This window comes from Rhodococcus sp. Chr-9 (genome assembly GCF_000801125.1).
GTDB classification, from domain to species: domain Bacteria; phylum Actinomycetota; class Actinomycetes; order Mycobacteriales; family Mycobacteriaceae; genus Rhodococcus; species Rhodococcus pyridinivorans.
In genome coordinates this window covers 180,273-193,715 of sequence record NZ_JTIZ01000043.1, presented here as the reverse complement: position 1 = coordinate 193,715, position 13,443 = coordinate 180,273, and the positions used below count along the sequence as shown (strand labels likewise).

Sequence of the window (13,443 nt, the reverse complement as noted above, 5' to 3'; positions counted from 1 at the left end):
GACACTATCGGCTCCGCCACCATTCGACGGTGCGGGCGGCCGCCTCGTCGAGCGGGGTGGGCGACAGGCCGAGTACCTGTTCGGTGCGGGTCGAGTCCATGACGAACGGGGCATCGAACTGGTAGAGCATCTCGGCGAGTTCCTTCATGTCCCGGTTCACGTGGCCGCCGGCCCGCACCAGCCAGGACGGGATCGTCCCCACCGCGGGCGCGGGCAGGCCGGCCGTCCGCGTGAAGGCGGTGGCGATCTCGCGCTGTGCCACGGCCGGTCCGGTGGGTGCGTGGATCACGGTGTTCCACACGGTCGGCTCCCCCGCTGCCGCGATCATCGCCGCGGCCAGGTCGGGAACGTAGGTGAACGAATGCGGGACGTCGGCCGAGCCGAGCACCCGCACCTTCTTCCCGGCGAGCACGGTGGGCACCATGCGTGCGCCGGCCATCGCGTTCAGTACCCGCGGACCGAAGAAGTCCGACGCGACCACGCTCACCGTCGGTGCGCGATGCGCTGCCCGGGCGGCGAGGAGCTGCCGTCGGACACCGCGCTTGCCGGTGTCGGCCTCGCGGGGCGAGTCCTCGGTCATGACCCGGTCGGGTTCGCTGTACGAGTAGAGGCTCTCGGGGAAGACGACGACCGTCTTCTCCGACAGGTTCGCGGCGGCGTCGAGAACGACCCGCTCGGCGACGGGGAGTTCGCGTGCCCACACGTCGGCGCGGTAGGCCGACCCGTGGACGCACATGTACACCGCGTCGGCAACAAGTCCGTCTTCGTCGACGAGTGCTGCGGCCGCGGCCTCGGGATCCGTGACGTCGACACGCAGGCGTTCGATGCCCGCGCCTTCCGGTCCACTGCCCGATCGGGTGAGAACGCGCACGCGATGTCCTTGTGCGGCAATCTGTTCGGCGACGGTCCAGCCGACGGGTCCGGCTCCTGCGACCACCTGGAGATGCGACATGATTCCTCGCTTCGGAAAAGTGTGAGCACTGCTCTCTGATGCCGTCGACGATCCTCCGTGCAGCCGTGCTTGTCAAGAGCAGTGCTCTCATTTGTTGACGGTGCTCTCTGTTCGACGGCAGAATGGTCCGGTGACGACACCACGGGCGCGCGCACGCGCACAGACGATGGCCGACATCCTCCGGATCGGCCGCGAGCATCTCGGCACCCACGGAGCGGCGGCGCTGTCGCTGCGTGCCGTCGCCCGAGACCTGGGCGTCGTCTCCTCCGCCGTCTACCGCTACGTCTCGAGCCGCGACGAGCTGCTCACCCTGCTCGTCGTCGACGCCTACGACGAACTCGGCGACAGTGTCGACCGTGCCGTCGACGCAGTCGACCCCTCCGATCACCGCGAACGGTTTCTCGCCCTCGGCCGGGCGGTGCGCTCGTGGGCGCTGGCCGAACCGGCCCGCTACGGGTTGCTGTTCGGCAGTCCGGTGCCCGGTTACGCTGCCCCGGCCGAGCGCACCACCGCACCCGGTATCCGCGTGGTCCTGCGACTGGCCCGGATCGTGGACGAGGCCCACGCCGCGGGTGTATTGGACGACACGGCCGCTGCCCCACCTCCGGAGAGCCTGGGGGAACCGCTGGGCCGGATCCGGGACGAGTTCTCCCTCACGGCCCCGGATTCCGTACTGGCACGCGGTCTCTGGGTGTGGCCGTCGTTGTTCGGGTCCGTGAGCTTCGAGGTCTTCGGGCAGTACGGCCCCGACACTTTTCCGGACCGCGAGGTCCTGTTCGAACATCATCTCGCCCTGTTGGCACAGACCGTCGGGTTCCACCCCACGCGCCGGTGACGGCGGTGACAGAATGGCTGACGTGGCGCAGCATCAGGACGAACCCGAGGACCGCACCGCACCCTCGACACCCAGGGTGCGGGCCGGAAGCCTGCTCGTCTCCGCCACCGATCTCACCGAGCCGACCTTCCGCCGCACCGTCGTCTACATCATCGAGCACACCGATGCCGGCAGCTTCGGTGTCGTCCTGAACCGCATCAGCGACACCTCCGTCGACGCCATGCTGCCGCAATGGTCGTGGCTCGCCGCCGAACCGAAGACCCTGTTCGTAGGCGGTCCCGTCCACCGCAGTTCGGCGCTGTGCCTCGGCACGCTGCGGGTGGGGACCGACATCACCGACGTCCCCGGCATCCGCCACGTCGACGGCCGAGTGGTGATGATCGACCTCGATGTCGATCCCGGGCACATCGCCCACTACGTCGAGGGTGTGCGGATCTTCGCGGGATACGCGGGGTGGAGCGCAGGTCAGCTCGACGGCGAACTACGCAACGACGACTGGATGGTGGTCTCGGCACTGCCCACCGATGTGCTCGCCCCCGCGCACCTCGACGTGTGGGCGAGGGTGCTGCGCCGGCAGCCGCTGCCGATGGCGTTGCTCGCGACGCACCCCATCGAGGTCGAGCGCAACTGAGCCCCCCTCGGACGACCGGGACCGGTCAGCGGGCGTCGGCGAGAGTGTTGAGCGCGCCGGCCATCTCCTCGGCCCTCGTTGCGGTCACGGTGAATTCGTGTCCCGAGGCCGTGGTCACCACGACGGCAGGCCCGGTGCGCGTGACCAGGCCGTACCGCTTGCCGCCCTCGGCCCGCAGGCCCCAGCCGCCCCAGTCCTGGAACGGGCGGGTCTCGGTGACCTTCGCCCCGACGATCTCGTCGAGGTCGTATCCGAGCGCGTCGGTGGCCAGATTCGACACCCGGATCCCGTCCGCGTCGACCACCACGGTGTAGCGGAGCAGACCCAGCACGAGCAGAGCGACGGGCGCGATCAAACCCAGCGGCCACCAGCTCTGCGTCGCACCGCACACGACGAGCGCGGGGATCAGGACGAGCAGCGACAGTCCCGCCGTCGTGCCCACACCGGTGCCCACCTGCTCGACGATCGGCAGTTCGGCACGACCGCGCGGCAGCGCCGGATCCGGAGCGGCGGTCGCCGCCTTCCGCTCCCGACCGTCGCGCAGGAGCCGTCCCCCGAACCAGCCCACCGCGATACCCACCCACATGCCGAGCACCGCCGGCCAGCCCTCCAACGCGGCCTGCGTGGCGTCGGTCGTGTCGAGCTGCCCCGCGAGACCGGCCAGGAACAGTGCGGTGATCGTGCCGGTGACCCCGAGACCGATCGCGAGCATGTAGCGACGCATGAGCAGTTGCGCCTGCGCGATCGCGGCGATCGCGCAGCACCCTCCCCCGACGAGCACGATCAGCAGGGCGGCGGTCCACGCCGAGGTCATCGGTGACCCGAACGAATCGGGTGTCGTGCCCGACCAGTGCGTGGCGATCTCCTCGGGCAATCGTGGGATCCACGAGCGGGTGAGCACGAGTACGGCCACGGCACACAGCAACGGAACGGCCAGTCCGAGCAGCGCACCGACGGGGTCGACCTGACGCGTCGTCATGGGGGTCAGCCTAGGGTATGGGCCTCCACCGACGCCGTCCTCGTTCCGCTCTCGTCGAACCATCCGTCGGGTCGCAGGTCGCCACCGAACCGGGGCATGTACTCGGTACACGCGAGTCGCGAGACGAGGCTGCGCCGGCTGTTCACACCGGTCTTGGTGAAGATGTTCTTCAGGTGGTCCTGCACGGTGTACGGGCTGATGAACAACCGACTCGCGATCTCGTTGCGAGACCGTCCGGCGAGCACTTCGACGAGTACCTCCGATTCGCGTGGCGTCAGACCGTAGGCGGCGGTGACCAGGGCGACGATCTCGGGCAGGCGTGCCCGCTCGAAGGTCATGACGACGCGGCCGGTCTCGTCGAAGATCGCGGCGCGCAGTACGAGCCATTCGCCGTCGAGGGTGCGGACACGCACATCCGCGGGCACGGGTCGTGTTCTACGGACCTGACGGGCGATCACATGCGCCGGTCCGGGGCGCCCCCGAGCGGGACTCTCCCAGCCGAGGCGTTCGAAGAAGATCATCGCTGCGGCAGTGACGGAATCGAATTCGTCGTCCGCCCCGATTACCACCACGGCCGGACCCGAGCATTCGCAGGCGGTGCCCTCGACGACCGTGTTCCGTGTTCGTGCGGATGCGTGCCGGATCAACGTGGTGCGGAATCCGTTCGCGACGTCGTCGAGAACGTCGTCGAGCATCGTGAGTTCGGCGTCGGAGAAACCTCGGCCCGACGCGCGGAGCAGATCACCGACACCCCAGCACCGACGGTCTCCGTCCCGGAAGACCAGCTGCACTTCGTGTCCCATGCCCAGATGCGACACGAGTTCGAGATACCGCCTGTTGCCGTATCCCGGTCCGCGGCCGGAGGGTTCTTCGATCCGCCGCACTCCGGACCGGTGCTGCATGAGCGCGTAGAGGCTGTCCGGATCGAGGTCCGGACCGTACTCGAACTCGATCGACAATCGGAGTACCTCGGCTGGGTCGTCGAGGCCGCGGGTGGTGAAGCCGGTGGGAACCCCGACGGCCGGGTCCACGGGTGCGACACAACCACCGTCGTACGGAATGAAAGCGCCGAGCACATCCATCACGAACTCGCGAAACTGCGCCCCGTCCGCAGCCGCGGATGCTGCGTCGTGGATGCCTGCCCTCAACCGCTGTGCAGAGCGCATATCCCGAAGTATCCCCCTCGAATGTGGGATTGAGAACACCTCACGCGGCGACGAGGCTCCATGGACACGGGGACATTCATACGGAAGTCGAGGTACCCGCCATGACCACCACTCACGCCACGCCGTTGTCCGCCGAGGATCTGGAGGTCGTGCATCTGATCCACTCCGCTCTACGCCGGGACACCGAACGTCTCGCCGACTTCGCGCAGAAGTGGCGGACCGCCGATCCCGGCACGCACGATGCGCTGCTCCTCGGCTGGCACGGATTCAGCACCGAACTGCACACGCACCACTCCGTCGAGGACGTCTACGTCTGGCCGTTCATGCGGCCACGCCTCGCACACGATGCGGGGGCGATGGAGGTGCTCGATGCGATGGAGGCCGAACATTCCGTGATCGACCCGGCGTTGGCGGAGATCGAGGCTGTGCTCGACGACCGGGAGACGGCGACCGAGCGGCTCGGCGGTCTGCTCGACGGTCTCGTCACGTCGCTGGGTGCTCACCTCGCGCACGAGGAACGGGACGCCTTCCCGCTGATCGAACAATCCATCACCAAGGAGGAATGGCACGACATCTCGATGCGGGCGTTCGCGCAACTGGACAAGCGCGAGGTCTCCGAAATGCTGCCCTACCTCTTCGAGGGAGCACCGAAGGACCGCGTGGCCGTCGTGCTGAAGAGTCTCCCGGTACCGGTGCGGGTGCTCAACCGGTTCTGGTGGACACCGCGCTACGCACGGGAGCGCCGCTGGGCGTGAGGACTGCCGGTGGGAGGACCGTCAGGCGGTCGGCTCGCACGCCCCGCGCAGGCTGCACGCCCCGCACGAGGTACCGCAGCCGGCTGTCTCCTCCGGCTTCGTCGCCGCAGCGACCCGCGCTGCGACGGATCCGCCGGCTCCGGCGGTGATCAGGGCGGCCACCACGGTGACGACGACTGCGATGATCCCGGCGACGGTGGGCAGCGTCAGCGACGCGACACCACCGAGGGCGAGGAGCACCGCGGACCCGAGCATGCTGGGTGCGGCAACCTTGTTGGCCAGGGCGAACGCCTCGTCGTCACGCAGCGCGTCGGGGGTGCGCACACCGGCCCAGCGGTTGCGCGGGAGCTTGCCGGTCAGTGCCGCGACACCCACCGCGCCGACGACGAGAGCGAGCACGAAGAGCAGGACAGCGACGATGAGCACCCGACCAGGATACGCGGCCGGTGGTGCCACCGGTCTGCGCGGGTGCGGGCACGTTCTACCCTGGTGGGAGCACTCACACGCCCGGCCGAGTAGATAGTGATCACCGTGACCCGTCCCGAACAGACCTCCCAGCACGAACCCGGCAGCACTCCGCAGCATCGGTACACCGCCGAGCTCGCGGGGCGGATCGAGCAGCGCTGGCAGGAGCTCTGGCGCGAGCGCGGCACCTTCCACGCCCCCAATCCGGTGGGCGATCTCGCCGGCGAGGTGCCCTCCGACAAGCTGTTCGTGCAGGACATGTTCCCGTACCCCTCGGGCTCGGGCCTGCACGTGGGGCACCCGCTCGGGTACATCGCCACCGACGTGTATGCGCGCTTCAACCGCATGCAGGGCCGCAACGTGCTGCACACCCTCGGTTACGACGCCTTCGGTCTGCCGGCCGAGCAGTACGCCGTGCAGACGGGCACGCACCCGCGCACGACCACCGAGGCCAACATCGGGAACATGAAGCGGCAGCTCTCCCGGCTCGGTCTCGGGCACGACGAGCGTCGCTCGGTCGCGACGACCGACGTCGACTTCTACCGATGGACGCAGTGGATCTTCCTGACGATCTACAACGCCTGGTACGACCGCGAGGCCGGCCGGGCGCGTCGCATCTCCGAACTCGAGGCCGAATTCGCCGACGGCACGCGTCGTCTCGAGGACGGACGCGACTGGGCGTCGCTGTCGGAGGGTGAGCGCGCCGACGTCATCGACTCGTACCGCTTGGTCTACCGGTCGGATTCGCTCGTCAACTGGTGCCCGGGTCTGGGCACGGTGCTCGCCAACGAGGAGGTCACGGCCGACGGCCGCTCCGAGCGCGGCAACTTCCCGGTCTTCCGGAAGAACCTGCGCCAGTGGATGATGCGGATCACCGCCTACTCCGACCGCCTGATCGACGATCTCGAGCATCTGGACTGGACCGACAAGGTCAAGTCCATGCAGCGCAACTGGATCGGGCGCTCGCACGGCGCCCAGGTGAAGTTCGCCGTCGCCGACCACGATTCGGCGATCGAGGTGTTCACCACCCGGCCCGACACCCTGTTCGGTGCCAGCTACGTGACCCTCGCTCCCGAGCACGAACTCGTCGACCGGATCGTCGCCGCGTCCTGGCCCGAGGGCGTCGACCAGCGCTGGACCGGTGGCGCCGCCGATCCGGCTGCCGCGGTCGCGGCCTACCGCGCGTCGATCGCCGCGAAGTCCGATCTCGAGCGGCAGGAGTCGAAGGAGAAGACCGGTGTCTTCCTCGGCGCCTACGCCGTGAACCCGGTCAACGGCGAGCGACTGCCGATCTTCATCGCCGACTACGTCCTCACCGGCTACGGTACCGGCGCGATCATGGCCGTTCCCGGCCACGACCAGCGCGACTGGGAGTTCGCGACCGCCTTCGGTCTGCCCATCCGCGAGGTCATCTCCGGCGGCGACGTCACCGCCGAGGCGTACACCGGCGACGGTGTGCTGGTGAACTCCGGCCTGCTCGACGGTCTCGACGTCGCCGAGGCGAAGAAGACGATCGTCGCGAAGCTCGAGGCGGACGGCGCCGGACGCGGCACCATCCAGTACAAGCTGCGCGACTGGCTGTTCGCGCGGCAGCGGTACTGGGGCGAGCCCTTCCCGATCGTCTACGACGAGCAGGGACGCGCCCATGCTCTGCCCGAATCCGCTCTGCCCGTGGAACTTCCCGAGGTGGAGGATTACGCGCCGGTCTCCTTCGATCCGGACGACGCCGATTCCGAACCGTCCCCGCCGCTCGCGAAGGCGGTGGATTGGATGAACGTCGAGCTCGATCTCGGCGACGGCCTGAAGCGCTACACGCGCGACACCAACGTGATGCCGCAGTGGGCCGGCAGCTCGTGGTACCAGCTGCGCTACATCGACCCCACCAACTCGGAAGCCTTCTGTGACAAGGAGAACGAGGCGTACTGGACCGGCCCGCGGCCGGAACTGCACGGCCCGAACGACCCGGGTGGCGTCGATCTCTACGTCGGCGGTGTCGAGCACGCGGTGCTGCACCTGCTGTACGCGCGGTTCTGGCACAAGGTGCTCTTCGACCTCGGGTACGTCACCTCCTCGGAGCCGTACCGTCGCCTGTTCAACCAGGGTTACATCCAGGCCTACGCCTACACCGACTCGCGCGGCGTGTATGTGCCGGCCGAGGAGGTCGTCGAGCGCGACGGCACGTTCTACTGGACCGGCCCGGACGGTGAGCAGGAGGTCGCTCGCGAGTACGGGAAGATGGGCAAGTCGCTCAAGAACTCCGTCAGCCCCGACCAGATCTTCGACGAGTACGGCGCCGACACCCTGCGCGTCTACGAGATGTCGATGGGCCCGCTCGACCAGTCGCGTCCGTGGGCGACCAAGGACGTCGTCGGCGCGCACCGCTTCCTGCAGCGCGTGTGGCGTCTCGTCGTCGAGGAGGAGGGTGGCGCGCTGCGCGTCACCGACGACACCCCCGGCGACGACACGCTGCGGGCGCTCAACAAGACGGTCGCGGGTGTGTCGGACGACTTCACCCACCTGCGCGACAACACGGCGATCGCCAAGCTCATCGAGTACACGAACCACCTGACGAAGCAGTACCCGTCGGGTGCGCCGCGCAGCGCCGTCGAACCGCTCGTGCTCATGCTCGGCCCGGTCGCCCCGCACCTCGCCGAGGAGATGTGGTCGCGTCTCGGACACACCGAATCGCTTGCGCACGGCCCGTTCCCGGTCGCCGACGAGAAGTGGCTCGTCGAGGACAGCGTCGAGTACCCGATCCAGGTCAACGGCAAGGTGCGCAGCCGCATCACCGTCCCGGCCGACGCCGCACCCCAGGCGATCGAGGCCGCCGCGCTCGTGGACGAGAAGATCGCCGACCTGCTCGGCGGTGCCGCACCGCGCAAGGTGATCGTGGTTCCCGGCAAGATGGTCAATGTCGTGAAGTAGCAACCGCTTACGACGGACGAGACCCCGGTGCACAGGATGCACCGGGGTCTCGTCGACTACAACCGGGATCAGGGGTGCTTGTGTTCGATCTTCTCGAACTCGGCGACCTCGCCCGCATCGTGCGCGCGCTCCTCCGCTTCCTTCGCCTCGAGCTGCTTGGCGACGGCATCCTTGAGGGAGACCTTGGCGGGCTCGGCGGCCTCCTGCTCGGCCTTGCGGATGCGCTCCTCGTCCTTCTTCTTCGCGGTCTCGGCGGCCTGGCGCTTCGCGGCGGCCTCCTGGTCGGCCTTCGCGGTCTCGGCGGCTTTCTTCTGCTCGGCCTCCTTCTCCGCCTGCTTCGCGCGTTCCTGCGCACGCTCCCGGGCCTGCTCGACTTCGTTCTCGCGGTCGCGTCGCGCGGCTTCCTGCTGGGCAGCGGCACGTTCACGCGTTCGACGGAGTTCGGCGTCTGCCGCGCGCTTCTCGGCCGCGGCCTGCGCGTCGAGTTTCTCCGCGCGCTTCACCGCCTCGGCGCGTTCGGTGGCGAGCGCCCCGCGGGTGGCGATCTCCTGGTCGTCGAGCACGCTGCCGACGATGCCGTCCAGCATGCCCAGCCCCCGCTCGTACATCAGGCGCGGCGGGGCGTCGGTGGGCAGGAACCGCAACTGCTGCTCGATCAATCCCAGTGGGAAGCGGGCGATCTTGTACTGCAGTCGCAGAACGCTCTTGGGTAGAGTGGCGAGGTTCATGGGCGCATCTCCAACTTCGATGGGGGTACAGCTCCGGTAGGGAATGTCGGTGGTGTTCGTCAGCGATCCGGCTCGTCGGTCAGCGTGCGTTCGAGGGCTTCGGCCTTGCGGCGTTCCTCTTCGGCCTGGAGGCGTGCACGTTCGGCGTCGTGGGAGGCTCGTCGGTGGTCCTCGTCGGCGGCCGCGACCTCTGCGGCGGCATCCGTGACCTGCTCGTTCTCCTCGCGACGTGCCTGTTGTTCGGCGGCTGTGGCCTCACGAGCGGCGTCGGATCGCCCTCGGACGATGTTCTCCTGATGTTCGAGGTCGGCGGCCTGTTTGCGGACCCGTGCCTCCCGCTCGGCCTGCGACTCGACGGCGTCGGTCCGCTGCTGCACGGCCTCGCGTTCCTGTTGTCCGGCCTCGCGGACGGCGTCGAGCTGTTCGACCGCCTCGTCGCTCTCGGCCTCGGCCATGTGCGAGAGGGTGTCGGCCTTCCTGGTCTGCCGAGCCTGCTCCTGCTCGAGACGGCCTTCGGTGGTGAGGGAATCGTTGCCGGTCAGAGCGCCGGCGACCTCCTTCGCCTTACCGACCACGGTCCGCTTCAACCCGAGGCGTGCCTTGTCGGCCGGACCGGGGCGAGCCCTGTCGGATGCACCAGGGCGAGCCCTGTCGGATGTGTTGTCTTCGACCACGGTCATCTCCTTCCGTACGGGACACGAAGGGGACGGCCCCCATGGCTTGGGGTAGCCAGACGCGGTCGGCTTCAATCCTCGAGAGTCTCGAGAGGGTGGATGTGCGCGCCGACGAAGTCGACGACATCGCCCAGGACCTCGTCCCGATTCGTCTCGTTGAAGATCTCGTGCCGCGCTTCGGGATAGGTCTTCGACGACGCCCCGCGACCTGCCAGCGACGACCATCCGGTGGCGGTGCCGTCGAGGGGAACCAGTCGATCGTCCTCGCCGTGCAACCACAACACGGGCACGTCGTCGACGGCACCGGCGGCGGTGATCGTGTCGATGCAGGTCTTCAGCGCCTGCACGGTGGTGCGCTTGAACGGGCCGTGCCAGACGAGCGGGTCGGCCACGTAGGCGCGACCCACCTCGGGATCACGGGAGAGGGTGGACGGATCGATGGGGGTATCGGGGATCTCCTCGGCCGTGAGCAGGGCGTCGACGGCCGCCCACCTGCCGAGGACCGGGCCGGACAGGACGACCGCGGCCAGTTCCGAGCCGTATCGCTGCGCGTACCGGGCGGCGATCATGCCACCCATCGAGTGTCCGACGAGCACGACCGGCAGGTCGGGATGCTCGCGTCGCGCCGTGAGATCGAGCAGACGGAAATCGTCGACCACCTTCTCGAAGTCGTCGATCAGGACGCGTTCGCCGTCGCTGAGACCGTGACCGATGTGGTCCACCGCGTAGACGGCGGCGCCGTCGGCGACGAGGTGCGCGGCCACATACTCGTAGCGTCCGCAGTGCTCGCCGTAACCGTGGCACAACAACGCCACGTAGCGCGGGGCCTCGCCGACCCACGTGCGGGCTGCGAGAGCACCGGCGTGTCCGTCGAGGGTGAAGGCGACAGCGTCGATCATCGGGTCTCCGATCGTTCCGGGTGATGGCGATGTCATCGTCCTCCGGCGCGGGGGTCTTCCGAGTGGGAATCGCGAGTGCATCCGCGGATCCGGCCCACTACCGTCGAATTGAAACGTGTTCCCGATTCGAACGAAGGAGACCCCATGGCACCGAGTCGGGACGCGATCCGCACCACCGTCGAGAACTACGTGAAGTCCGTGGCCTCCGGCACCGTCGACGATGTCCTCGCGCTGTACGCACCGGGCGCTACGGTCGAGGATCCGGTCGGCACGCCGGTCCGCGCCACCGAGGCCGAGATCCGCGAGTTCTACGGAGTGGTCGAACCGCTCGCGCAGACCGGTGAGGTGATAACCCTCAAGATCGCGGAGAACAACGCCGCATTCGTGTTCCGCCTGGTCACGCACCTGGGTGAGCAGGATCTGGTCATGGAGGTCGTCGACGTGATGACCTTCGACGACGACGCGAGGATCACGAGCATGAGGGCGTTCTGGAGCCAGGAGGACATGCAGACCGTCCCCGCCTCCTGATGGACAGCCTCATCGTCGAGGTCGATGGTTTCACGTGGAACATCGACGATCGGGGCGACGGACCCGCGGTCGTCATGTGCCACGGCTTCCCCGGCCTGGGGTATAGCTACCGGCACCAGCTCGCGGCGCTCGTCGCCGCCGGATACCGTGCCGTCGCCCCCGACATGCCCGGCTACGGCCGCACCGGCCGGCCCCGGGAGGTCGAGGAGTACACGAACGTCGCGGTCGCCGATCGCCTCGTCCGGCTGCTCGACGTCCTCGGCATCGACAGCGCGGTCGTCGTCGGTCACGACTTCGGTGCGCCCGTCGCATGGACGACGGCGCTGCGACATCCGGACCGCGTCGCCGGTCCGGCGGATACCGCTATCGCGACGCATGGTCGCATCCGTCCGAGAGACGCGGATATCTCGACGTGCTGCCCACCGCTCCCGACCTGCCGTGGGATTGGCTCGCCGACGACGAACTCGCCCACTACGCGTCCGAGTTCGCCCGCACCGGATTCCGCGGAGGCCTGTCCTGGTACCGCGCCTACGACGCGAACTGGGAGGCGTCGCGTCCCTACGAGGGTGCGAAAGTGCAGGTACCGACGCTGTTCGTGGCCGGCGACCGGGATCCCGTCATCACGATGTCGGGACCGTCGGCGCTCGAACGGATGCGTGATTTCGTCCCCGATCTGCGCGGCGTCCACCTGCTCGAGGGCGCGGGGCATTTCGTGCAGATGGAACGTCGCGACGAGGTGAACGAGCTTCTCCTGAGCTTCGTCTCCGGGATCCGGATACCGACGAGAACCGCCGAACAGCACTTTCACCGGCGATCATCGACCTAGCATGACGGCGTGGCCAGCGACACGGTTCGTGGATTCGGTCTGGCACTCGCACTGACGGCACTGGTGGCGGGTGCCTGCTCGTCGGGCGGTTCGGTCGAGACGACGACGCCCGTGCACCTGCATGTCGCCACCGCGCAGGACGACCCGTGGACGCCGCGTCTCGTGCCACCCCAGGTGCCGGTCGCGGTGCCGCCCCCACCCCCCGAGGTCGTCGAGGACGGCGGCGACCCGGTCACCGCGACCGCCGGAACCCCGGCCGTCCCCGGTGATCGCCCCGCCCTCTACGGGGGAAGTCTCGACCGGCCCCTGTGCGACCGCGAAGCCCTCGTCCTCCATCTGGAAGAAGACCCGGACAAGGCCGAAGCGTGGCGCGGTGTCCTCGGCGTGCCCGACATCCGCGGCTACACCGACACCCTCACGGCGGTCCTGTTGCGCGCCGACACCCGGGTGACCATGCACGAGTACCGCGACGGTGCGGCGCGGCCCGTGCAGTCGCTGCTCGAACGCGGCACGATCGTCCTCGTCGACGAACTCGGCGTTCCGCGCGTGCGGTGCGTGCGCGGCAATCCGCTGTCCGCGCCGGTGCTCACCGGCAACGACGAACTCGAAGGCCCGAAATGGCCCGGCCTGAACGCCGAGCGGATGTTCGTCGTCCAGCCCGCCGCGACTCCCGTGCGGGAGCTGGAGGTCATCGACATCACGACCGGCGCGATGGTCCCCGTGCCGGTCGGTGAGGCCCTGCCGAAAACCATGGCTCCGGCCGCACCGGAGACCACGGAGGAAACCCGCCCGGAGACCGAGGCGCTGCAGGTACCCGTTCCTGCACCGCGACGCGCTCCGGTGCCGGAAGCCGCCGCACCGCCGCCACCGCCGCCACCCGCTCCGGAACCGCCGCCGCCACCCGCTCCGGAACCACCGCCACCGCCGCCGGCTCCGGAACCGCCCCCGGTGGTGGCACCGGCCCCGGCACCTCCGCCGGCGCCGCGGGCTCCCGCGCCGCCACCGCCGCAGATCCAGATCCAGATCCCGGGCGCTCCCCCGGTGGTGATCCCACTGCCCTTCTGAATCGTCAGTCGTTCC

General features: G+C 68.9%; 13 protein-coding genes and 1 pseudogene. 7 read left to right on the top strand and 7 right to left on the bottom strand.

Features of this window, described 5'->3' with window-relative positions:
- Positions 1–4: 4 nt before the first annotated feature.
- Positions 5–952, bottom strand: coding sequence for an NAD-dependent epimerase/dehydratase family protein (locus tag QR64_RS05465; RefSeq protein WP_006550883.1), 948 nt, complete (start codon positions 950–952; stop codon positions 5–7).
- 166 nt (positions 953–1,118) lie between these two features.
- Between QR64_RS05465 and QR64_RS05460 the strand changes: the two genes are divergently transcribed.
- Both QR64_RS05460 and QR64_RS05455 read left to right on the top strand, forming a co-directional pair.
- On the top strand, positions 1,119–1,787 hold the full coding sequence (locus QR64_RS05460) for a TetR/AcrR family transcriptional regulator (RefSeq protein WP_039584422.1): 669 nt from the start codon (positions 1,119–1,121) through the stop codon (positions 1,785–1,787).
- Between the two features lie 13 nt (positions 1,788–1,800).
- Positions 1,801–2,418: a YqgE/AlgH family protein gene (locus QR64_RS05455; RefSeq protein WP_200886479.1), complete on the top strand. Its 618-nt coding sequence runs from the start codon at positions 1,801–1,803 to the stop codon at positions 2,416–2,418.
- A gap of 25 nt (positions 2,419–2,443) precedes the next feature.
- Here the strand turns inward: QR64_RS05455 and QR64_RS05450 are convergent, their stop codons facing one another.
- Both QR64_RS05450 and QR64_RS05445 read right to left on the bottom strand, forming a co-directional pair.
- Positions 2,444–3,397 (bottom strand): DUF1648 domain-containing protein, encoded by a 954-nt coding sequence (locus QR64_RS05450; protein ID WP_006550880.1) that lies wholly within the window; start codon positions 3,395–3,397, stop codon positions 2,444–2,446.
- Between the two features lie 5 nt (positions 3,398–3,402).
- Positions 3,403–4,563 (bottom strand): helix-turn-helix transcriptional regulator, encoded by a 1,161-nt coding sequence (locus QR64_RS05445; protein WP_039584421.1) that lies wholly within the window; start codon positions 4,561–4,563, stop codon positions 3,403–3,405.
- Between the two features lie 101 nt (positions 4,564–4,664).
- On the opposite strand from QR64_RS05445, the gene QR64_RS05440 reads away from it, so the two are divergent.
- Positions 4,665–5,318 (top strand): hemerythrin domain-containing protein, encoded by a 654-nt coding sequence (locus QR64_RS05440; RefSeq protein ID WP_006550878.1) that lies wholly within the window; start codon positions 4,665–4,667, stop codon positions 5,316–5,318.
- Positions 5,319–5,339: 21 nt separating this feature from the next.
- On the opposite strand, the gene QR64_RS05435 is transcribed toward QR64_RS05440, so the two are convergent.
- Positions 5,340–5,744, bottom strand: a complete 405-nt coding sequence (locus QR64_RS05435) for an SdpI family protein (RefSeq protein ID WP_016691037.1) — start codon at positions 5,742–5,744, stop codon at positions 5,340–5,342.
- A 96-nt stretch (positions 5,745–5,840) separates the two neighbouring features.
- Here QR64_RS05435 and leuS point away from each other — a divergent pair, with 96 nt between their 5' ends.
- The gene (gene leuS / locus QR64_RS05430; RefSeq protein WP_039584420.1) at positions 5,841–8,708 is read left to right on the top strand and encodes a leucine--tRNA ligase; all 2,868 of its coding nucleotides are present in this window, start codon (positions 5,841–5,843) and stop codon (positions 8,706–8,708) included.
- Positions 8,709–8,776: 68 nt separating this feature from the next.
- Here leuS and QR64_RS05425 read toward each other — a convergent pair whose 3' ends face one another.
- The 3 genes from QR64_RS05425 to QR64_RS05415 all read right to left on the bottom strand — a co-directional run bounded on the left by QR64_RS05425 (position 8,777) and on the right by QR64_RS05415 (position 11,009).
- The gene (locus QR64_RS05425) at positions 8,777–9,436 is read right to left on the bottom strand and encodes a hypothetical protein (protein ID WP_019290499.1); all 660 of its coding nucleotides are present in this window, start codon (positions 9,434–9,436) and stop codon (positions 8,777–8,779) included.
- 59 nt (positions 9,437–9,495) lie between these two features.
- Positions 9,496–10,116, bottom strand: coding sequence for a general stress protein CsbD (locus QR64_RS05420; protein WP_039584419.1), 621 nt, complete (start codon positions 10,114–10,116; stop codon positions 9,496–9,498).
- A 65-nt stretch (positions 10,117–10,181) separates the two neighbouring features.
- Entirely contained in the window at positions 10,182–11,009 is an 828-nt protein-coding gene (locus QR64_RS05415; RefSeq protein WP_019290501.1) for an alpha/beta hydrolase, read from the bottom strand.
- Between the two features lie 144 nt (positions 11,010–11,153).
- Here QR64_RS05415 and QR64_RS05410 point away from each other — a divergent pair, with 144 nt between their 5' ends.
- The 3 genes and pseudogenes from QR64_RS05410 (at position 11,154) to QR64_RS27000 (ending at position 13,428) form a co-directional block, all read left to right on the top strand.
- Positions 11,154–11,537 carry a nuclear transport factor 2 family protein gene (locus QR64_RS05410; RefSeq protein WP_006550872.1) on the top strand — a complete coding sequence of 128 codons (384 nt, stop codon included), beginning with the start codon at positions 11,154–11,156 and terminating at the stop codon, positions 11,535–11,537.
- A pseudogene (locus QR64_RS05405) lies at positions 11,537–12,363 on the top strand (alpha/beta fold hydrolase). The gene QR64_RS05410 and the pseudogene QR64_RS05405 overlap by 1 nt, the downstream one beginning before the upstream one ends.
- Before the next feature lie 9 nt (positions 12,364–12,372).
- Entirely contained in the window at positions 12,373–13,428 is a 1,056-nt protein-coding gene (locus QR64_RS27000) for a DUF6777 domain-containing protein (protein ID WP_039584417.1), read from the top strand.
- The last annotated feature ends 15 nt before the right edge of the window (positions 13,429–13,443 follow it).